This window comes from Polaribacter aquimarinus (genome assembly GCF_003129485.1).
GTDB lineage: Bacteria > Bacteroidota > Bacteroidia > Flavobacteriales > Flavobacteriaceae > Polaribacter > Polaribacter aquimarinus.
In genome coordinates this window covers 134,362-157,245 of sequence record NZ_QFFG01000003.1, presented here as the reverse complement: position 1 = coordinate 157,245, position 22,884 = coordinate 134,362, and the positions used below count along the sequence as shown (strand labels likewise).

Genomic DNA, 22,884 nt, shown 5'->3' with positions numbered 1-22,884 from the left:
TTTGAAACTTAATTTCTCAATCATAATACCCGTTTATAATCGATCTCAAGAAATTGACGAGTTGTTAGAAAGTCTTACAAAACAAGATTTTACTGAAGGTTTTGAAGTTTTAGTAATTGAAGATGGTTCAACCGAAAAAAGTGATAGGGTTGTTGAAAAATACAAACCGAAACTCAATTTGAAATACTTTTTTAAAGAAAATAGTGGAGCAGGAGCAAGCCGTAATTTCGGAATGAAAAAAGCAAATGGAAATTATTTTATCATTTTAGATTCTGATGTTATTGTTCCGTCTCAATATGTGTCAGAAGTAAAAAAAGCTTTAGAAACTAATTATACAGATGCTTTTGGTGGGCCAGATGCAGCTCATAAAAGTTTTACATCTTTGCAAAAAGCCATTAATTATTCTATGACATCCGTTTTAACAACAGGTGGAATTCGAGGTAAAAAACAAGCGGTTGGTAAATTTCAACCTAGAAGTTTTAATTTAGGTTTGTCGCATAAAGCTTTTAGCGTTACAAAAGGTTTCTCTAAAATGAAAAACGGAGAAGATATCGATTTGACGTTTCGTTTATGGGAAAATGGTTTTGAAACTCAGTTAATAGAAAAGGCTTTTGTGTATCATAAAAGAAGAAGTACAATTCAGCAATTCTTTAAGCAAACTTTTGGTTTTGGAACCGCAAGACCAATTTTAAATAAAAAGTATCCAAAAACAGCTAAACCTACATATTGGTTTCCGAGTTTGTTTATTATTGGATTAGATCTCAGTATCATTTTAGCTATTTTTAGTTTTAATCATTTCTTATGCTTCTATGGTCTCTATTTCTTATTAATTTTCTTTGATTCGTTGTTACAAAATAAAAACTTTTACGTTGCTTTTTTAAGTATCATTACTTCTTTAACACAGTTTTTAGGGTATGGTTTGGGTTTCTTAGAAAGTCGGTTTTTTATTAGAAAATAAAAGCTCCCAATTTCTTGAGAGCTTTTACATATAAATAATTTATTTTATTTTTCAGGATTTAAAATTCCTAAAATGTATCCTTTTGTTAAGTATTTTTTAGCTACTTTTTGAATATCATCTTTTGTAAGTGCATTTACCCTATTTTCAAAATTAGTTGCGTCTTCAATATCATTTTTCATATAATCTACGTTCTTAATTAGGTTCAACCAATATCTATTTCTTTTTGTACTTTCCTTATGGTTTAAAATTCTAGCCTTTTTAGTTTTACTCAAATCTTCATCAGTAGGTCCATCTTTAACAATTTTAGAAATTTCTTGAAGTACTATATTTTTAAGTTTTTCAACATTTTCTGGTGCACAAGGAAATGATACAGAAAAACTATAACGACCGTAAGGCATTTTAGAAATATTACCATTTGTTCTAGAAGAATAGACGCCACCTTCTTCTTCTCTTAATTTTTGAGTTAGTTTTATACCCAGAATTTCACCTAAACTTTTAAAAGCTAAAGCTTCTTTTTTGTTGTATTCAGTTTCTCCTTGATAAAGAATTTGAACGCTACTTTTAGGGTCTTTCCCTTTGTTAACAATTTTTGTGTGGTTTCCTTTGATAGGTCTAAAATCACTTACTTTATAACTTTCTTTAGTGTTTTTTCCAGGTAAGCATGCAATATATTTCATAGAAAACTCTGCTAATTTTCTTTCGTCAATATTACCAACAAAGTAAAAATTAAAGTCACCAGCATCCGCAAAACGCTCTTTGTATTTTGCATAAGCTAAATTGTAATCAGCAGCATCATATTTTTCAGGAGAAGGAAACCCAATATAACGTGGATTTTTAGCATTCATAAAATCGGACATTTCCTTTTGGAAGAAGAAATTAGGACTAGCTAACAAATTACCTAAAAAGCTTTTGCTTTTATTTATCGAAGATTTAAAAGCTTTGTCATCTTTATTTAATGCCGTAAAATACAAATGGACTAACTGAAAAAGTTCTTCTAGATTTTTAGGTGATGCAGAACCATTAAAGCCTTCGCTTAAGCCACCTATAAAAGGTCTTACTCTTGCTATTTTTCCTGACATCATTTTAGTCATGTCAGAAATAGAATACCCATTAACTCCAGCATCTGTTAATGCACCATTTGCAAAACTGGTTGCTTTTAATTCATCAATAGAATATAAAGAAGTTCCTCCATAACTAAAGGCTGTGAATAAAACCTCATCATTTTTAAAATCTGTTTTTTTGTAAGTTACTTTTGCGCCATTACCTAAAATAAAAGTTTTGGTGCCTAAAGTATCATTTTTAGTTAAGCCAACTATTTTACCCATAGTTGGTTCGTTAGTAATTAAAGAAGCTGCTACTTCTTTATCTTCATAAGCTTTTAATTCTTTAGTTTTAACTGTTTTTAGAGCATCTAAAACTTGCTGTTCAGTAACTACTTTTTTAGGACCAGTAATAATAATTACACGATTATCGTCATGTAAAAAATTACCAATAACACTATTAACCTCTTCTAAAGTTATTGTAGGAAGTATTTTTTTATTGATGTCGAATGTCCAGGCAATTCCTGGAATTGGAGTTTCTTTTAAAAAGTGATTGATATAAGCGCCAACAACTCTTCTTGATTCATTTTTGTCTTTGTTTTTAAAAGATTTTTCTAAACGAGCCAATACATTTTTTTTAGCTCTAGCTAGTTCTCCTTTTTTGAAACCATATCGTTTTGCTCTTTCACTTTCCTCTAACAATGCATTTAAGGCATTTAATTGCCCGTCTGCACTTGTACCTGCAACAGATTGGTATGCACTTCTATTTCTTGCGTAAGTTCCTCCATGATAACTAAAGCCATAAACAAAAGGAGGTTTTTCTCCGTTTCTTAATTCATCTAAACGATTATTTATCATTTGAGCAAATAAAGATTTTACAATAGATTTTCTATATTCTGCAACAGATTTCGCAGGTTTACTGTCTTTGTAATCTTTGTACATGAGCTGTACTTGAGAGAAAGGTGCTTCCTTATCAGATTCTATAGCAATAAAAGTTTCTTTATGATTTTCTAAAGAAAAAGCCTCTCTTTTTCTTGGGTTTTTAACTGCAGGAATTTTACTAAAGTGCGCTTTTATTTTAGCTTCTAGTTTATCAACATCAACATCACCAACTGCAATTACAGCCATTAAATCTGGTCTGTACCAGTCTTTAAAAAAGCGACGTAAACTTTCGTGTTTAAAAGTTTTTAAATTTTCTTCAGTACCAATAGGTAGTCTTTTAGCGTATTTAGACCCATACATCATTTTAGGTAAGTAGTTTTCTAGCATTCTGCTATCAGCTCCTCTTCGAGATCTATACTCTTCTAATACAACTCCACGTTCTTCATCTATATCTTTTCCATCTAATAAAGCACCACCAGCCCAATCTTCTATAATTTGAAAACCTTTTTCTAGTTTTTCTTCATCATCACTCGGAATTGGTAAAATATAAACAGTTTCATCAAAACCAGTATAAGCATTTAAATCGGCTCCGAATTTTACACCGATAGATTGTAAGTAGTTTATTAACTCGTTCTTTTTAAAGTTTTTAGTTCCGTTAAAATTCATATGTTCCATAAAATGAGCTAAACCAAGTTGGTCTTCATCTTCTAATATAGAACCTGCATTAATAGCTAAACGCAACTCTACTTTGTTAGCAGGTTTACCATTGTTTTTAATGTAATAGGTAATTCCGTTTGGTAGCTTTCCAATTCTGACGCTTGGGTCAATAGGTATTGCTACTGATTTATTGTTTTTAACAACTTTTTCAACATTTTTATTATTTTCAATAACTTTCTTGTTAGAATCACAAGCAGTTAATAAGAATGAAAACATTAAAAGAAATAAGATTTTTTTCATAGTATTATAAAGGGTTTTAAAAATTTTAAGCTAAGATATTCTTTTGTAAAGTAAGAAGCTAAGTATTTAATTTAAAATTTTAATAATATTTTGCAAAAATGTATATGTTTCTTAAAAAGATAAAATTATGTTTTTTAAAAAAAATAAATAAATATTACTCGTTTCAATAGTAGGTCTTTTATCTATAAAATTTAAAAAAACTTAAATAAAAAAAGAGAAGATTACAACCATGAAATTTCATTTTCTGTTATATTTGAGATGAATCTAATAATCTATTTTGATGAAACTTCATTTTTTTTCTTTTTTCATTGTGTTTTTCGTAATTGTTTCTTGCAAAACTGATTTAGAAATTTCCTCAGCCCAAAAAGACAAAAACTTAATTTCGTATGTAAATCCGTTTATTGGTACAGGTGGTCACGGACATACGTATCCAGGAGCAACAATGCCATTTGGAATGATGCAATTGAGTCCAGATACACGTTTGGATGGTTGGGACGGTTGTTCTGGATATCATTATTCAGATGATGAAATCTACGGGTTTTCTCATACACATTTAAGCGGAACAGGAGTTTCTGATTATGGAGATATTTTATTGATGCCAACGAATAAGCAGATTTTTAATAATGGTGCTGATGGAAAAGAAGGGTATAAATCGAAATTTTCTCACGAAAAAGAAGTAGCAGAACCTGGTTTTTATAAAGTACATTTAGATGATACTAATATTAATGTAGAATTGACAGTTTCTAAGAGAAGTGGAATTCATAAATACAATTATCCTTCTCCAAAAAACCAGTTTGTGATTTTAGATTTATTACACAGAGATAAAGTGTTAGATGCAAAAATTAATAGAATTTCTGATACAGAATTAACTGGATATCGTTTTTCTGAAGCGTGGGCAACAGATCAACGTTTGTTTTTCAGTATTAAAACATCGCATAAATTTACAGATGTTTTGCAATCGCCACCAAAAACAGGTGAGATAGGAGGGCAAAAAATAGCACTGAATTTTATCAACCCAAATAACGAACCTGTTATTATTAAAATAGGAATTTCTGCAGTTGATATTGAAGGTGCAAAGAAAAATTTAAAAGGAGAAATAGGAAATCAAACTTTTGAACAAGTTAAAAAAACAGCACAAGATTTTTGGGAAAAGCAATTAGAAAAAATAGTTGTTGAAGATTCAAATATTGATCATAAAACAAATTTTTATTCATCTATGTATCACGTTTCGATAGCACCAAATTTATATCAAGATGTAGATGGAAGGTATAGAGGAATGGATATGGAAATTCACAAATCTGTGGGTTTTGATTATTATACTGTGTTTTCACTTTGGGATACGTATAGAGCAGCACATCCATTATATACCATTATCGAACAAGAGAAAACGAACGATTTTATCAATACTTTTTTAGCAAAATATGATGAAGGTGGTATAATGCCCATATGGGATTTATCTGCAAATTATACCGGCTGTATGATTGGTTATCACGCAGTTCCAGTAATTGCTGATGCCTATTTAAAAGGAATCAAAAATTATGATATTGAAAAAGCTTTTAAAGCCATGAAGCATTCAGCAACTCGAGATAAATTAGGGTTAGATTCGTATAAAATCTTCGGATTTATTCCTGTAGAAAAAGAAAGTGAATCGGTTTCTAAAACTTTAGAATATGCTTATGATGACTGGACAATTGCACAAATGGCAAAGTCTTTAGGGAAAAAAGAAGACTACAAAACGTATTTAGAACGAGCACAATATTATAAGAATGTTTTTGACCCCGAAAGTCAGTTTATGAGAGGTCGTTTTAGAAATACGTGGTTTGCACCTTTCGATCCTTATGAAGTGAATTTTAATTATACAGAAGCCAATGCTTGGCAATACAGTTTTTATGTGCCTCAAGATATTACGGGTTTTACAAATTTGCTTGGTGGAAAACAGCAATTAGAAAATCAATTGGATAAATTATTTTCCGCTAAAGCAAATACTTCTGGTCGCCATCAAGCAGATATTACTGGTTTAATTGGGCAATATGCTCACGGAAATGAACCCAGTCATCATATGGCATATTTGTATAATTTTGTGAATAAACCCTATAAAACCCAAGAAAAAACTCGCCAGATTTTAACAAAATTATACACCAATACTCCAGACGGAATTTCAGGTAACGAAGATTGTGGACAAATGAGTGCTTGGTATATTTTTAGCTCTTTAGGTTTTTATCCTGTTACGCCAGGTGCTAATCAATATATTATTGGAAGTCCGTTATTTGAAAAAGCGACTTTCAATTTAGAAAATGGAAAATCGTTTACTATAGAAGCTAAAAATCAATCTAAAGAAAATAAATACATCAAATCTGTAAAATTAAACGGAAAGGATTACGAGTATTCATACATCCATCATCAAGATATTATCAATGGAGGAAACTTGGTTTTTGAAATGACAAACCGACCCACAAAATGGGGAACAAAAGACGAATTTATACCATCTACTGAAATTAAAGAACATACTATTGTAGCTGCTCCGTTTATAGCAAAAGGAAAAACAGCCTTCAAAGGAAGTACAACAGTTGAGTTAAAGTCTGTTGATGAAACTGCAGATATTTTTTACAGAGTTGGTTACAAAGGAGGATATAAAAAATATGACAAACCATTTGTTATCGATAAATTCATCAACCTTTCGGTGTATGCCGAAAAGAAAGGTGTAAAAAGCGCAACCATTACTACAGATTTTTACAAAATTGACCCGAATATTAAAATTGATTTAAAAACAAAATATGCCAATCAATACAATGCTGGTGGAGATAATGCTTTAATTGATGGAATAGTTGGAACAGAAGATTTTAGAACAGGAACTTGGCAAGGGTATTTTGATACAGATTTAATTGCGATTGTTGATTTGGGGAAAATTAATAAGAAAGAAGGAAGAATAGAAGTGAACTTTTTAGAAGACCAACGTTCTTGGATTTTTCTTCCCTCTGAAGTTGAATGCTTAGTTTCTTTTGATGGTAGAAGCTATGAGTCTTTAGGAAGCTTTACTGTACAAAATACAATTGAAAGAGAAAATGTTAAAATTCAAGAATTTATTTTTAAGCATCCTCCTAGAATAAATGTAAAATACATAAAAATTATCGCAAAAAAACTCGGAAAACTTCCCAAATGGCATTTAGGCTACAAACACGATGGTAGAAGTTGGTTGTTTGTAGACGAAATTCAAATAAAATAAGAATAATGAAAAGACGAAATTTTATCAAAAAAGCCTCTGCCACAGGCTTAGGTTTGGTTGCAGTTTCATCAACAATAATTAGTTGTGATGAAACAAAATCATCTGAGAAAAAAGCTTTTGTTTCAACATCAAAAACAAAAACAATAAAACCATTAGTTATCGCTACTTGGAAAACTGATTTAGCAGTAGAAACTGCTGCTAAATATTTAGAACAAGGAAGTTCTGCTTTAGAAGCTGTAGAGCAAGGTTGTAGAATTGAAGAGGCCAATGAAAAAGGACAATCTGTCGGAAAAGGTGGTTTACCAGATAGAGATGGAAACGTGACTTTAGATGCTTGTATAATGGATGAAAAAGGAAATTACGGAGCAGTTTTAGGTGTAAAAAACATAAAACATGTTATTTCTGTGGCTCGAAAAGTAATGGAAGACACTCCTCACGTAATGTTAGTAGGTGAAGGTGCAGAAAAATTTGCCCTAGAAAAAGGTTTTAAAAAAGAAAATTTACTTACAGAGGCTTCTAAAAAAGCTTGGGAAAAATGGAAAGAAAAATCTGAATATAAACCCATTATCAATATCGAAAATCACGATACCATTGGAATGTTAGCCATTGATAAAAAAGGAAATATTTCTGGTGCTTGTACCACAAGCGGATTGGCTTATAAAATGGCTGGTAGAGTAGGAGATTCGCCCATAATTGGTGGTGGTTTGTTTGTAGATAATGAAGTAGGTGGAGCTTCTGCAACAGGTTTAGGTGAAGAGGTTTTAAAAACTGTGGGAAGTTTTTTAATTGTAGAATTAATGCGTCAAGGAAAAAGCCCACAAGAAGCCTGTGAAGAAGCTATTGGAAGAATTGTGAACAAACCTGGTAAAAACTTTAAAGATTTTCAAGTCGGTTATATTGCTGTGAATAAACAAGGTGAAACAGGTGCATATTCCATTCACGAATGGTTTAGCTATAATCTATATAAAAACAAAGAAAATAAGAATATCAAATCCGATTTTTTTAACAAAGCCTAATTATGTCAACACCAACCCAAAAATCATACAAAAGTGCTTTTATATTTTTAACTACTTTATTTTTTTTATGGGGTTTTATAACTGTTCTTGTAGATAGTTTAGTACCAAGATTAAAAGATGTTTTCGAAATGTCTTATGCCAAAACAGTTTTGGTGCAATTTGCATTTTTTACCGCTTTTTTTGTGTTCTCTTTACCTGCTGGGTTTATCTTATCAAAAATTGGATACAAAAAAGGAATCGTCTTGGGTTTGTTAACTATGGCAACAGGTTGTTTGTTATTTTATCCGGCTGCAGCATATAGAAGTTTCTCTATTTTTTTAATTGGATATTTTACGTTAGCTGGCGGAATTACAGTTTTGCAAGTAGCCGCAAACCCTTATGTGGCTTTGTTAGGTAATGAAGATGGAGCAAGTAGTCGTTTAAATTTATCTCAAGCCTTTAACTCTTTAGGAACCACAATTGCGCCTGTAGTTGGAGCACTTTTTTTATTAAGCGATTCTGTAAAAACATCTGCAGAAATTAATGTTTTAAGCGATTTAGAAAAGCAAAATTATTTTATTGCAGAAGCAGCAACTGTACAAACACCTTTTTTATTAATTGCAATAACCATTATTGTATTAGCATTCATTTTTGCTTTTATCAACTTACCAAAAGTGATGCAAGAAAGTCCAAAAGGCGGTTATTTGTCGCTTTTAAAGAGTAAAGTAATGTTAATGGGCGCATTAGGTATTTTCTTGTACGTGGGTGCAGAAGTTGCCATTGGTAGCTTTTTAGTCAATTATTTTCATAGTGCTCAATTAGCAGCTGTAGTTTCAGAAAGTAATGTAATGATGAATATTGCCAACACTATTGCAAGTACTTTTAACAAAACATTTTCTAATGCAGACCCAAAATCTTTATTAGGTATTTTTGTAATTTTCTATTGGGGAGGCGCAATGATAGGACGTTTTATTGGTGCGTATTTAACCAAAATAATTTCTCCAGGAAAAGTCTTAAACCTCTTTGCAACTTTAGCAATTATAATGATTGTTATTTCAATAAATACAGCTGGTTTGCTATCAATGTGGTCTATTTTAGCAGTAGGTTTGTTTAACTCTATTATGTTTCCTACTATTTTTACCTTGAGTTTAGAAGGTTTAGGCGATTTAAAAGCACAAGCCTCTGGTTTGTTGTGTATGGCTATTGTGGGTGGTGCAGTAATTCCGTTTCTTTTTGGAAGTTTAATAGATAACTTTGGGTTTAAAACGGCCTTTTTACTAGCAATTCTCTGTTATGGATACATCTTGTTTTATGGAAGATTTAAAGCGAGTAAGGCGTAAATAAATTATTGTTTTTATTAGAAGCTATTTCCTGCTTTACGCACTCGTTTTTTTTCATTCTTCGCAAAAGAACTCAAACAATTGCTGGAATCAGGGCTAAACTTTTTTGCTAACTTTTATAAAGACTAGAAATTTTTTAAAAATTCGCTAACGGTGAGTATAAGAAACGTAGGGCAAGTGATAAGCGACACGTTTCGGTTTGGTACTAAGCCAAATATAAATATTTTGCTTTTATCTTTTTTGTTGAAAATGCCAAATTTTTATATTTGGCGACTTTATAAAAAAGTACAGACCTTTGGGCAAGCCTAAACTGCCCTATGTTTTTTATACATTGTTGGCAATAGTATTTTTTACGTAATGCCTTATTGTTTCAAAGTATTAAATAAATTCTGAACGATTTAATTCCATAAATTCTTTTGCCGTTATAGGCTTTTTTCCTGTTACTAACTCGTAATCGTTTGTAGTGTTTGTGAAGTTTCCTGCTTCAATAGCTGAATACAAATATCCCATAAAATTTACTAACTCTTGGGGTAAATTATAACTAAGTAATGTGTCTTTGTATTCATCATTACTTGGCGCAATATTTATCACTTCTTTACCTAAAATATTACTGAAAATTTCGGCAAACTGTTCGTGACTCAAAGATTCACTTCCTGTAAGCGTATATTCTTTACTTAAATGATTTTCAGGATTTTCTAAAATTGTACAGCTTGCAATTGCTACATCATTAACATCTATATAAGCAGTCTTGCTGTTTTTGGTCGGTAAATATATTTTTCCGTTTTTAATAGCTTCTATATCATAAGTAATAAAGTTTTGGAATATAAAATTGGGTCTTACTATTGTATAATTAATACCACATTCTGAAACTATTCTCTCAGTTTTACCAAAAGAATTCTCTTGGGTTTTATCTGCACCATATAATGACGAAAATAAAATAAATTTCACATTTGATTTTTTTGCCTCATTAATGAAAACTTCAACTTTTTTATCAAAATCGATAAAATTTGGAGGAGCAATTAAAAATACTTTTTCAATTCCTTTTAGAATACTTTCAAATGTTTCTGGTTTATTCCAATCAAATATATCTCTTGAAACTTCTCTATTTTCAATTTTTCTTTCTTGAAGTTTATTTAAAACGGCACTTCCAAACGTTCCTGTTGAACCTGTTACTAAAATCATTTTCTTTTTTTTTAATTAATAATTACCTTTGTTACACAAAGAAACTAATAATAGTATTGATTTGTAACTGTTACCATTTGGTAACAATGTAAATAGTGGTAACCTTTAAGTAACTAATAAATGACAGACTTTAAAGAAATAAGTGATTGTCCAATAACAACAACCCTAAGTTTTATAGGAGGAAGGTGGAAAACCATAATTCTTTATATAATAGCTGATAGAACTTTTCGATTTGGTGAAATTTCGGCTCGTATTCCTGCAATTTCAAGAAAAGTACTTACGGAACAATTAAAAGAACTCGTAAAAGATGGTATTTTAAATAGACAAAAGTTTAATGAAACTCCTCCAAGGGTTGAATACTCAGTAACAGAATTTGGAAAAAGCCTTAAAGATGTATTATCGGAAATGGAAAAATGGGGTTTTGAACTTGAAAAACATACTTTGAAATAAAAATAGATTGTTTGTGTATTTTTTTTATGGTTGCCAATGTTAACACGAATATGCAAGGTTTAAACGTTTTATATTCGTAGTTAGTGAAGTTAGTTTTTTTGAATCAAAAAATCAATAAGGAAAAACACCTAATTGCAAACACAAAAAACCCAAAACAAATTCAGTTTTGGGTTTTTATAATTCTATGAAAGCATTGCTTTCCTATTTTTTCTTTTGTTGTTTTGCTTGTTGTTCTTGCGCTTGTTTCATAGCAGCGTCTATACGTTGTCTAAACTTGCTTGTTTTTTTAGGTTTCTTTTTGTTTTCCTCTATTTGCGCGTGAATTTTATCTTCATCAATTACGTAGTTTTTAATCACTAACATAATGGCAATGGTTAACAAGTTAGAAATAAAGTAATACAAACTTAAAGAACTCGCATAATTGTTAAAGAAGAACAACATCATAATAGGAGAGAAGTAAATCATATACTTCATCATTTTGCTCATATCTGGCATTCCTTCTTGTGGTGGTGCTTGCATGTTGGCTTGCTGACTCTGGTTCATCTTCATATAAAAGAAAATGGCTATCGAGGCTAATATTGGAAATAAACTTACGTGGTCTCCATAAAAAGGAATTTTAAAAGGTAATGTAAAGATAGTATCGTAAGAAGATAAATCATTTGCCCATAAAAAACTTTCTTGACGTAAATCTAAATTAGTTGGAAAAAACTTAAACAATGCAAAGAATATTGGCATTTGTAATATTGCAGGAATACAACCAGACATCATACTAACTCCAGCTTTTCGCTGAATGGCCATGGTTTCTTGCTGACGTTTCATTGCGTTTTCTTTACCTGGGTATTTTTCATTTAATGCTGTTAATTCAGGACGAATAACCTTCATTTTTGCACTAGAAACATACGATTTATATACTAAAGGAGACATTAAAATACGAACTACAATAGTCATCAAAATAATGATTAATCCATAGTTCGATAATAATCCTTTTAACATATTAAATACAGGATAAAATATGGTGCGGTTTAAGAATCCGAAAATTCCCCAACCTAAATCTGCACTTTCTCCTAAGTCTGTTCCTTCGTAAGTTTTTAGTAAGTTATAATCGCTTGGTCCATAAAACCATTTCATATTATAATTCAACTCACCATTAGTAAGTGCTAATGGGGTTTTTAACTCAAAGCGTTTGGTGAAAACGGTGTCAATGTCTTCATTTTTTACCAAATCTGTAGAAGTAATTGTTGCATTTGTAAATGGTGTATCAGATAATAAATTAGACGTAAAAAAGTGTTGTTTATAAGCCACCCAATCTAGGTCGTTTAATACCTCAGAATTACCCGCATTTATATAATCTACTTCTTCTTCTGCTTTGTAATAATAGTAAGTGTACATTGTATTTTCTGTACGCATACTTTTTTCGTGTCTGTACCCATCTAAAGACCAATCTAAATTGATAGGATTTGAAGAATTAATTACATTAGACAAACCTTGAGAACGCACAGCGAAATCCACCATATACTCATTAGGTTTCATTTCGTATCTGTATTCTAAAAACTGAGTATCAGAAACTTTTAGTTTCATAGAAACCACTTGGTTTTCTCCATTTTTAGTTACAGAAGGTTCAAAAAATAAATCTTTTGTGTTTAGAATTCTGTTATCAGTTGTTCCAAAATTTATATTAAAAGAAGCATTTTTATCTTTTATTAAATACAATGGTAAAGAATCATATGTTTTATAATTCTTAACTTGAGCTTCAATAATTTGTCCTCCTTTATTATTTATTACCAAACGTACTACTTCATTTTCTAAAACTAAAGTTCCTTCAGCACCATTAATTGCACTCTTTGCAAAAGCTCCTAATTGGTTAGTAATGGCAACTTGTTTTAATGAGTCGTTTTCAAAAACAGGCTTGTTTTCGGTAACAGTATTGTTTGTGTTTTTAGTTGAATCTACAACTTGTTCAGTTTTGTTAGAAGTATCTTTTGTTTCTTCTGGTTTACTTGTATTCATCCACCAAAGCAAGATACCTCCCAATAAAATCATTCCTATAAAGGAGTTTAGATCAAATTTTTTTTGTTCCATTTTTTTATGTTGTCAATTTGTCATTAAATCAGAATATCTACTGATAAAAACGCGACAAATGTAGTGAAAAACCCTTTTTAAATATGATTTTCAGGTTTTATATTTTATGAACTTATATTGTTCAAATAGTGTTCCGTTTTAAATTTTGTTTTTGTTAAAATATCTTCTCGATTGCAGTAAAAAGGTTTATTGTTCTCGACAGCGCTCGAACAAACAAAAAATTTTATTGTTTAGAATACTTTAAAGCAGCTTTAATAAAATCTACAAAAAGAGGATGAGGGTTTAACACCGTACTTTTATATTCTGGATGATATTGAACACCAACAAACCAAGTATGAGAAGGAATTTCTACAACTTCTACTAATCCTGTTTTTGGGTTGATACCTGTTGCTATCATTCCTTTTTCCTCAATTTGAGCTTTATATTCGTTATTAAATTCATAACGATGTCTGTGACGCTCACTAATTAATTCTTTTTGATAAGCATTGTAAATTTTAGAATCTTTAGCTAATTTACAGTTCCAAGCACCTAAACGCATTGTTCCTCCTTTATCGGTAACATTTTTTTGACTTTCCATTAAATTAATAACAGGATTAGCTGCATCTTTTTTCATTTCTGTAGAAAATGCATCTTTTAAACCTAAAACATTTTTAGAAAACTCAATAACTGCCATTTGCATTCCTAAACAAATTCCGAAGAAAGGAATGTTGTTTTCTCTTGCAAATTGAACCGCTTTTATTTTTCCATCAATTCCTCTATCACCGAAACCTGGCGCAACTAAAATACCATCTATACCTTTTAATTTTTTCTCGTAATTCTTTGGTGTTAAACTTTCTGAATGTACCCAACGTACATTTACTTTAGTTTCATTTGATGAACCTGCATGAATAAAAGCTTCTGTAATGGATTTGTAAGAATCTTTTAATTCAACATACTTACCAATTAAAGCAATTTCTACTTCTGATGTTGGATTTTTATGTTTTCTTAAAAAGTTATTCCATTCTTCTAATGCTGGTTTAATAGGTGAAGAAAGGTGTAGTTTTTTTAATACTACTTCATCTAAACCTTCTTCTAACATTAAATTTGGTACATCATAAATGGTTTCTGCATCAATAGATTGAATAACATCTTCTTTTTTAACATTACAGAATAATGCTAATTTACGTTTGATGTCATCAGAAATTTCGTGTTCAGTTCTACATACTAAAATATCTGGGCTCACACCACTTTGCATTAACATTTTTACAGAGTGTTGTGTAGGTTTTGTTTTTAACTCACCAGCAGCAGCCAAATACGGAACCAATGTTAAATGAATAACAATTGCATTTTCTTCACCTTTTTCCCAAAGCATTTGTCTTACAGACTCTACATAAGGCAAAGATTCTATATCACCAACGGTTCCACCAATTTCTGTGATAACGATATCATAATCTCCAGTTTCTCCTAAAAGTTGAATTCTTCTTTTAATTTCATCAGTAATATGTGGAATTACTTGAACGGTTTTTCCTAAAAACTCTCCTTTTCTTTCCTTATTAATTACAGATTGATAAATTCTACCTGTAGTAACATTGTTAGCTTGTGAAGTAGGAATATTTAAATAACGCTCATAATGACCTAAATCTAAGTCGGTTTCTGCACCATCATCAGTTACATAACATTCTCCGTGTTCATACGGATTTAATGTTCCTGGGTCTATATTAATGTATGGATCTAATTTTTGGATGGTTACAGAAAATCCTCTTTGTTGTAGTAGTTTCGCTAAAGAAGCTGCAATAATTCCTTTTCCAAGTGATGATGTTACGCCTCCGGTTACAAAAACGTATTTAGTGTTACTCATGGTTCTTTTAGGTTTGCGCAAAAGTACTAACTCTAAAATTTATCACAAATAAAAAAGAGAAAAAACATTCTTTTTAATGGTATTTTTAATCTTGTAAAAATATTTTTATTTTTTTTAAAATAGTATTTGCCATAAATAAAAACAGTTGTATATTTGCCCACGCTTTTGAGAAGTAAAAATCCAAAGCAAACAAAATTTAATAAAGAAGACTTTTAAAAATACATAATAATGCCGAAAAGAACGTATCAACCATCAAAGAGAAAGAGAAGAAACAAACACGGTTTCAGAGAGAGAATGGCTTCTGCTAATGGTAGAAAAGTATTAGCTCGTAGAAGAGCAAAAGGTAGAAAGAAAATTTCTGTTTCTTCTGAATCAAGACATAAAAGATAAAAATGATTAACAATTGTTAATATATAAGGTGTTACTTTTTTAAGTAACACCTTTTTTTATATCTAAGCACTAACTATTTTTGTAACACTAAACAACACAACAACTTACAATGCCAAAAAGAAAAGACCTCAATTCAATTTTAATTATCGGATCTGGACCAATCGTTATCGGTCAAGCTTGTGAATTTGACTATTCTGGATCTCAGTCTTTACGTTCTTTAAGAGAAGATGGAATCGAAACTATTTTAATTAATTCGAATCCAGCAACTATCATGACAGATCCTTCAATGGCAGATCACGTCTATTTGTTGCCTCTAACTACAAAGTCTATCATTCAAATTTTAAAAGAACATCCACAAATTGATGCTGTTTTACCAACAATGGGAGGACAGACCGCTTTAAACTTATGTATTGAGGCAGATGACAAAGGAATTTGGAAAGATTTTGATGTAAAAATGATTGGTGTAGATATCAATGCCATAAATGTTACAGAAGATAGAGAACAATTTAGAGAGTTGATGGGTAAAATTGGCGTACCAATGGCGCCTCAAGCAACAGCTACATCATTTTTAAAAGGAAAAGAAATTGCACAAGAATTTGGTTTTCCTTTGGTAATTCGTTCTTCATATACTTTGGGTGGTGCAGGAGCTTCTATAGTTTACAAAGCAGAAGATTTTGATGAGTTATTAAGTAGAGGTTTAGAAGCATCACCTATTCATGAGGTGATGATTGATAAAGCGATGATGGGCTGGAAAGAATACGAATTGGAATTGTTGAGAGATAAGAATGATAATGTAGTGATTATCTGTTCTATCGAAAATATGGATCCTATGGGGATACATACAGGAGATTCTATTACAGTTGCACCAGCAATGACCTTATCAGATAAAACTTATCAAAAAATGCGTGATATGGCGATTCATATGATGCGTTCTATTGGTGATTTTGAAGGAGGATGTAATGTGCAATTCGCTGTTTCTCCAGATGAAAAAGAAGAGATTATTGCGATTGAAATTAATCCACGTGTATCGCGTTCATCTGCATTAGCAAGTAAAGCTACTGGTTACCCAATTGCAAAAGTGGCTACAAAATTAGCTATTGGTTATTCATTAGATGAGTTAGAAAATCAAATTACAAAATCTACATCAGCTTTATTTGAGCCTACACTAGATTATGTAATTGTAAAAATACCACGTTGGAATTTCGATAAATTTGAAGGTTCAGACAGAACTTTAGGTTTACAAATGAAAGCCGTTGGAGAGGTAATGGGAATTGGACGTTCTTTCCAAGAAGCATTACATAAAGCAACGCAATCTTTAGAAATTAAACGTAATGGTTTAGGTGCTGATGGAAAAGGATATACTGATTACAATCAAATCATAGAGAAATTAACCAACGCAAGTTGGGATCGTGTTTTTGCAATTTACGATGCCATTGCCATGGGAATTCCTTTAAGCAAGATTTATGATATCACAAAAATTGACATGTGGTATTTAAAACAATATGAAGAATTGTTCCAATTAGAAAAAGAGATTTCTACTTATACAATTGATAATATTGATAGAGATTTATTATTAGAAGCGAAACAAAAAGGATATGGTGATAGACAAATCGCTCATATGTTAGAATGTTTAGAAAGTCAAGTGTATACTAAAAGAGAAGAACTTAAAATTCAAAGAGTTTACAAGTTGGTAGATACTTGTGCTGCAGAATTTAAAGCAAAAACTCCTTATTATTATTCAACTTTCGAGAGTGAAATTGAAACTGCAGATGGAGAAAGAGTTGTTGCTAACGAAAGCGTAGTTACTGATAAAAAGAAAATCGTTGTTTTAGGCTCTGGACCAAACAGAATTGGTCAAGGAATTGAGTTTGATTACTGTTGTGTACATGGAGTTTTAGCAGCGGCTGAATGTGGTTACGAAACGATTATGATTAACTGTAATCCTGAAACGGTTTCTACCGATTTTGATACTGCAGATAAATTATACTTCGAACCAGTTTTTTGGGAGCATATTTACGATATTATTCGTCACGAAAAACCAGAAGGAGTTATTGTTCAATTAGGCGGACAAACTGCATTAAAATTGGCAGAGAAATTAACTAAGTATGGAATTAAAATTATCGGAACTTCTTTTGAAGCTCTTGATATTGCTGAAGATAGAGGTAGATTCTCAACTTTATTAAAAGATAATAATATTCCTTATCCAGAATTTGGAGTCGCTGAAACTGCAGACGAAGCTTTAGCATTGGCAGATGAGTTAGATTTCCCAATTTTGGTAAGACCTTCTTACGTTTTAGGTGGACAAGGAATGAAAATTGTCATCAACAAAGAAGAGTTAGTTGAGCATGTAGTAGATTTATTACATAAAATACCGAATAACAAATTGTTATTAGATCATTATTTAGATGGAGCCATAGAAGCAGAGGCAGACGCGATTTGTGATGCCGATGGAAATGTTTATATCATCGGAATTATGGAGCATATAGAACCTTGTGGAATTCACTCTGGAGATTCTAATGCAACTTTACCAGCTTTTAATTTAGGTGATTTGGTGATGCAACAAATTATAGACCATACGCATGTAATTGCAACTGAGTTAAAAACGGTAGGTTTAATCAATATTCAATTTGCGATTAAAGATGACACCGTTTATATTATTGAAGCAAATCCAAGAGCATCAAGAACAGTTCCTTTTATAGCAAAAGCATACAAAGAGCCGTATGTAAATTATGCTACAAAAGTAATGTTAGGAGAGAAGAAAGTAACAGACTTTAATTTTAACCCACAATTAGATGGTTATGCAATTAAGCAACCTGTATTCTCTTTTAACAAGTTTCCGAATGTAGATAAGAAATTAGGACCAGAGATGAAATCTACTGGTGAAAGTATCTTGTTTATTGATAGTTTAAAAGACGATGATTTTTACGATTTATATTCTCGAAGAAAGATGTATTTGAGTAAATAAAATAACATGATATTAAATATAAAAAGCATCCATTTTGGATGCTTTTTGTTTTTAGATGTTTTTTTACTTATTTCTTAAATCAATGTTAAAGAAATAAAAGTCGTTTTTTGAATCCTTATATTTGTTAGGTAACCAAATTTTAATTCAATGAAAAAAGTATTACTATTATTCATTTTAGTATCAATAGCTACCTCTGCTCAAAAAGTAGATTTATCCTATTATTTGCCTAAAGGAAATTACAATTCTGCAATTCCAACTCCAAAATCAGTTATTGGTCACGAAGTAGGTGAGTGGCATATTACCCATGACAAGCTAGTAGAATATATGAAAGCTTTAGCGGCTTCTTCAGATAGAATATCTATAGAAAACAGGGGAACAACTTTTGAAGGAAGACCATTGTTGTTACTAACAATTACTTCTCCCAAAAATCATCAAAATATAGAGAATATTAGAAACCAACACATTGCTGGGACTAATAATAGTTCTGTTGATGTTTTTAATAATCCAATTGTGGTATATCAAGGGTTTTCTATTCATGGTAATGAACCTAGTGGTTCTAATGCAGCTTTAGCTGTGGCCTATTATTTGGCAGCTTCAAAATCTGCAGAAGTAAAAGATTTGTTAGACAATACGGTTATTCTTTTTGACCCGTCGTTTAACCCTGATGGATTGCAACGTTTTGCATATTGGGCTAATACTAATAAGAGTAAAAATATTAACCCAGACCCCAATGATAGGGAATATACAGAGATTTGGCCAAGGGGAAGAACCAATCATTATCAGTTTGATATGAATCGTGATTGGTTGCCTGTGCAATTGCCAGAAAGTAGGGCAAGAATAGCAAGTTTTCATAAGTGGTTACCTAATATTTTAACGGATCATCACGAAATGGGAAGCAATTCAAGTTTCTTTTTTCAACCGGGTATTCCGAGTAGAACAAATCCGTTAACTCCACAAATGAATCAGGATTTGACTAAAGAGATCGCGACATATCATGCAAAAGCATTTGATAAAATAGGTTCTTTATATTATTCTGAAGAAAGTTTTGATGATTTTTATTACGGAAAAGGTTCTACGTTTCCAGATATTAATGGAAGTATCGGGATTTTATTTGAACAAGGAAGTTCTCGCGGTCATGCACAAGAAACCGTAAATGGAATATTAACCTTTCCGTTTACCATCAGAAATCAATTTACTGCGGCTTTATCTACTTTAGAAGCTGCTAGAAAAATGAGAACTAAACTTTTAAAATATCAGCAAGATTTTTATAAAGAAAGTAGAAATACAGGAAGCAAAAAAGCAATTGTTTTTGGTGATGAAAAAGATGCCGCAAAAACCTATCATTTGGCAGAGGTATTAAAGCGTCATCAAGTTAAAATTCATGAAGTAAAATCAGATTTCACTCAAAATGGAAAAACCTTTAAAAAAGGGTACAGTTATATAGTACCTATGAATCAGAAAAATCAACGTTTGGTAAAAGCAATGTTTGATGTTAGAACTACTTTTAAAGACAGCTTGTTTTATGATGTTTCTGCATGGACATTTAACCTTGCCTTTGGAGTTGATTATGCTGATAATGTATCGCTTTCTAAAGCTGGAGGTGAAATCACAGATTTAAAAATGAAAACAGGTAGCGTTTCATTTAGAAGTGATTACGGATACTTAATGCCTTGGAATGAATATTATACTCCTAAAGTTTTAAATGCAGTTTTGCAAAAAGGAATTCGCGCAAAAGTATCCATGAAAAACTTTAAAAATGGAGGGAATTCTTATGAATACGGAACTATTTTTATTCCAGTTCAACATCAAAAATTAAATGCTGGTGATTTGTATCAATTTTTAGAAAAATTAGCCAAAGAAAGTCACGTTTCTATTACTGGAGTTTCTACTGGTTTAAATGACGGAATTGATTTAGGTTCTAACAATTTTAGAGCCTTAACCAAACCAAAAGTAGCGATGTTGGTTGGAGATGGAATTGCAGGAAACGATTCTGGTGAAATTTGGCATTTGTTTGACCAACGTTTTGATATGCATATTACAAGAATAGATACTCGTTATTTTAGCAGAGTAGATATAAGTAAATATACACACATCATTATTCCAAGTAGTAGCTTAGAAAAAAGTGCAGTCGAAAAAATTAAAACTTGGGTAAGAAATGGAGGAGTTTTAGTGGGATACAAAAATACTGCAAGATGGTTGTCAAGTAATAAAATGATTAGTTTGCAATTTGACAAAACAAAAATTGATACCATAAAAGGTGTTTCTTTTGAAAACCGTTCTTTACAATCTGGAGCCCAATATATTGGAGGCGCTATTTTTGAGGCAAAAATTGATCGTTCTCATCCTATAAATTTTGGGTATAAAAATGACAAAATTGCATTGTTCAGAAACTCAACATTATTTATCAAAGCAGATAAACGCAGTTATAACAATCCTATTCAGTACACTTCTAGTCCGTTGTTAAGTGGTTATATTTCTAAAGAAAATGCGAAAGTAATTAAGAACACAGTGCCTTTTAAAGTACAAAGAATGGGTAGAGGTAGAGTAGTGGTTTTTACTGATAACACCAACTTTAGAGCTTTTTGGTACGGAACTAATAAGTTGTTAATGAATGCTATTTTCTTTGGTGATAAGATGTAGGTTTGTAAGTATTGTCACCTTGAACGTAGTTGAAAGGTCTCGCATTTAAAATAATAAAAGTTGCGAAGTCTAAGAGTTTCTGCTCTGATACTTTGCAGCTTTCTTGCTTTATAACAAAATAAAAGCTGTAACAAAACCTATCATAACTCGTCATATTTATGCAACCAACTAAATTGTATAAATGAGTTTTTTTAGAGTTTTATTTGCCATTATATTTCCCCCATTATCAGTAATTGATAAAGGTTGTGGCTCTTTCTTTATTATTTTTTTATTAACGCTTTGTGGATGGATTCCTGGAGTAATTGGTGCTTTGGTGATTTTGAATAATCCTAAGAATTAAGAAACTTGTTCTCCATTTTTAATTGCTTTAGAAGCTTGGAGTAAAACCACTTTTCCATCAGTATTATAAACACCTAAAACCAAAACTTCACTTAAAAAATTAGCGATTTGTCTTGGTTTAAAGTTGATGATTGCTGAAACTTGTTTATTGAGCAACTCTTCTTTTGTGTATAAATCTGTAATTTGAGCACTCGATTTTTTAATGCCTAAATTACCAAAATCAATTTTTAGTTGATAAGCAGGTTTTCTAGCTTTTGGAAAATCATTGATTTCTATAATTGTTCCTATTCTAATATCAACTTTTAAAAAGTCTTCAAAAGAGATTTCTTCTTTCATTTTATTTCCATCCTTTACGAATCATCAACTGTTCAATATGTGCATAATGATGCTGACAATGCCATGCATAAATGCCAATATTTTCTTTTAAAGTTACAGTTTCATTTCCATCAGGGTGAATAAATGTGGTTTGTAACTCTTTATCTGATAGTCCCTTTAAAAAGTAAACCCATTTTGCATGAAGCGCTTTCAAGGCGTCTATAGTTAACAGAATTGGACCAGATTTAGAATCGCTTAGTTCTGCCCATCGTTCTTCATAATATGCTTTAATGATAGGTTTATCCTCGGTTAATGCCCACTTGAAACGTGTATAAGAATTGTGATGACTGTCATAAGAATGATGAATTACTTGTCTAATTGTCCAGCCACCTTCTCTGTATGCTGTGTCTAGTTGATTTTGAGACAATTCTCTCACTAAGAATTCCAGTTCGTGAGGAAAACGTTCGATATCAGAAATCCAAGTTTCTAAATCTTTCTTGCTGATGTTTTCGGGAATATTTGCTTTTCCGATCGGATATTTTAGTTTTTCTAAGTCCATTATTTTTTTGTAAGTTTTTTTAGAAAACGTTTCGAGTTTCTATTCTCTGGGTTAATGGCTAACGATTTTTTAAAATTTTCGATAGCAGTAGCAGTATCTTTCTTTAAAAAATAAGCTTCCCCTAAACTATTAAAAACATTTGAACTTTTTGGGTATAAAATTGTATTTATTTTAAAAATTTCTAGAGCAGAATCATAATCTTTGTTTCGAATATATCGATAACCAATTCTATTTAAAGTCCATTGTCTTATTACAGAACTCGAAGAATCTTTTTTCTGAATAGCTCTAAAAGCAATTAAAGCCTTGTCAAATTCTTTGGCTTTAAAATATTCGTTTGGAGTTTTTTCACCTTTCGCCAATTTTTTAAAATGATATTTTACATTTTTATGTTCTCTTTTTGGAGCCAGTTGAATATGCATTTCTGGTTGACTTACAAAAAGCATTTTTTCGTTCAATTCTTTCATATAAAAAGAACTATCGTTTACTTTTAGTAGTTCTATATCTTCGTTTCCTCGCCATTTTGCATGTAAAACGGCATCTTTAAAATAAATTTCAATGACTTCATTTGCATTAAATAAATATCTACCTTCTGTATTTTTAATAAAATCTTCCGAATTTTTTTGTGAAGTACAACTTATTAATACAGTTAGTAGTAATAAAAGATACAGTAATTTTTTCATGATGGGTTGGATAAAATTGATTCTCTATTTTAGACGACTAAATTAATGGTTTT

The 22,884-nt window shown here is 31.1% G+C and carries 16 protein-coding genes; 9 read left to right on the top strand and 7 right to left on the bottom strand.

Annotated features, from left to right (window positions below; all coding sequences use genetic code 11):
• Position 1 precedes the first annotated feature (1 nt).
• Positions 2-958 carry a glycosyltransferase gene (locus DIS07_RS07870; protein ID WP_109404698.1) on the top strand — a complete coding sequence of 319 codons (957 nt, stop codon included), beginning with the start codon at positions 2-4 and terminating at the stop codon, positions 956-958.
• Positions 959-1,002: 44 nt separating this feature from the next.
• Here DIS07_RS07870 and DIS07_RS07865 read toward each other — a convergent pair whose 3' ends face one another.
• A complete protein-coding gene (locus DIS07_RS07865) occupies positions 1,003-3,837 on the bottom strand; it encodes a M16 family metallopeptidase (protein WP_109404697.1) in 2,835 nt (944 codons plus the stop codon).
• Between the two features lie 280 nt (positions 3,838-4,117).
• Between DIS07_RS07865 and DIS07_RS07860 the strand changes: the two genes are divergently transcribed.
• From DIS07_RS07860 to DIS07_RS07850, 3 genes are read left to right on the top strand one after another with little or no spacing between them, the layout of a single operon-like run.
• Positions 4,118-7,060: a GH92 family glycosyl hydrolase gene (locus DIS07_RS07860; RefSeq protein WP_109404696.1), complete on the top strand. Its 2,943-nt coding sequence runs from the start codon at positions 4,118-4,120 to the stop codon at positions 7,058-7,060.
• 5 nt (positions 7,061-7,065) lie between these two features.
• A complete protein-coding gene (locus tag DIS07_RS07855) occupies positions 7,066-8,076 on the top strand; it encodes an isoaspartyl peptidase/L-asparaginase family protein (RefSeq protein ID WP_109404695.1) in 1,011 nt (336 codons plus the stop codon).
• A 2-nt stretch (positions 8,077-8,078) separates the two neighbouring features.
• Positions 8,079-9,395 (top strand): sugar MFS transporter, encoded by a 1,317-nt coding sequence (locus tag DIS07_RS07850; protein WP_109404694.1) that lies wholly within the window; start codon positions 8,079-8,081, stop codon positions 9,393-9,395.
• A 378-nt stretch (positions 9,396-9,773) separates the two neighbouring features.
• On the opposite strand, the gene DIS07_RS07845 is transcribed toward DIS07_RS07850, so the two are convergent.
• Positions 9,774-10,577, bottom strand: a complete 804-nt coding sequence (locus tag DIS07_RS07845) for an SDR family oxidoreductase (protein WP_109404693.1) — start codon at positions 10,575-10,577, stop codon at positions 9,774-9,776.
• Between the two features lie 120 nt (positions 10,578-10,697).
• On the opposite strand from DIS07_RS07845, the gene DIS07_RS07840 reads away from it, so the two are divergent.
• A complete protein-coding gene (locus DIS07_RS07840; RefSeq protein ID WP_109404692.1) occupies positions 10,698-11,027 on the top strand; it encodes a winged helix-turn-helix transcriptional regulator in 330 nt (109 codons plus the stop codon).
• 201 nt (positions 11,028-11,228) lie between these two features.
• Here DIS07_RS07840 and yidC read toward each other — a convergent pair whose 3' ends face one another.
• Positions 11,229-13,106 carry a membrane protein insertase YidC gene (gene yidC / locus DIS07_RS07835; protein WP_109404691.1) on the bottom strand — a complete coding sequence of 626 codons (1,878 nt, stop codon included), beginning with the start codon at positions 13,104-13,106 and terminating at the stop codon, positions 11,229-11,231.
• Between the two features lie 223 nt (positions 13,107-13,329).
• The gene (locus tag DIS07_RS07830) at positions 13,330-14,943 is read right to left on the bottom strand and encodes a CTP synthase (protein WP_109404690.1); all 1,614 of its coding nucleotides are present in this window, start codon (positions 14,941-14,943) and stop codon (positions 13,330-13,332) included.
• A 228-nt stretch (positions 14,944-15,171) separates the two neighbouring features.
• Between DIS07_RS07830 and rpmH the strand changes: the two genes are divergently transcribed.
• From rpmH to DIS07_RS07810, 4 genes are all read left to right on the top strand, one after another.
• Positions 15,172-15,333 (top strand): 50S ribosomal protein L34, encoded by a 162-nt coding sequence (gene rpmH, locus DIS07_RS07825; protein ID WP_088324822.1) that lies wholly within the window; start codon positions 15,172-15,174, stop codon positions 15,331-15,333.
• A gap of 109 nt (positions 15,334-15,442) precedes the next feature.
• The gene (carB, locus tag DIS07_RS07820) at positions 15,443-18,298 is read left to right on the top strand and encodes a carbamoyl-phosphate synthase large subunit (RefSeq protein ID WP_109404689.1); all 2,856 of its coding nucleotides are present in this window, start codon (positions 15,443-15,445) and stop codon (positions 18,296-18,298) included.
• A gap of 147 nt (positions 18,299-18,445) precedes the next feature.
• On the top strand, positions 18,446-20,938 hold the full coding sequence (locus DIS07_RS07815) for a M14 family zinc carboxypeptidase (protein ID WP_109404688.1): 2,493 nt from the start codon (positions 18,446-18,448) through the stop codon (positions 20,936-20,938).
• Positions 20,939-21,119: 181 nt separating this feature from the next.
• Complete coding sequence (locus DIS07_RS07810; RefSeq protein WP_076686390.1) at positions 21,120-21,278, top strand: YqaE/Pmp3 family membrane protein; 159 nt, start codon at positions 21,120-21,122, stop codon at positions 21,276-21,278.
• Here DIS07_RS07810 and DIS07_RS07805 read toward each other — a convergent pair.
• Genes DIS07_RS07805 through DIS07_RS07795 form a run of 3 tightly spaced genes read right to left on the bottom strand, consistent with a single transcriptional unit; the run spans position 21,275 to position 22,831 of the window.
• On the bottom strand, positions 21,275-21,613 hold the full coding sequence (locus tag DIS07_RS07805) for a tRNA-binding protein (RefSeq protein WP_109404687.1): 339 nt from the start codon (positions 21,611-21,613) through the stop codon (positions 21,275-21,277). The genes DIS07_RS07810 and DIS07_RS07805 overlap by 4 nt on opposite strands.
• Position 21,614: 1 nt before the next feature.
• The gene (locus tag DIS07_RS07800; protein WP_109404686.1) at positions 21,615-22,151 is read right to left on the bottom strand and encodes a YfiT family bacillithiol transferase; all 537 of its coding nucleotides are present in this window, start codon (positions 22,149-22,151) and stop codon (positions 21,615-21,617) included.
• Positions 22,151-22,831: a tetratricopeptide repeat protein gene (locus tag DIS07_RS07795; RefSeq protein WP_109404685.1), complete on the bottom strand. Its 681-nt coding sequence runs from the start codon at positions 22,829-22,831 to the stop codon at positions 22,151-22,153. Before DIS07_RS07795 ends, DIS07_RS07800 begins: the two co-directional genes overlap by 1 nt.
• Positions 22,832-22,884 lie beyond the last annotated feature (53 nt).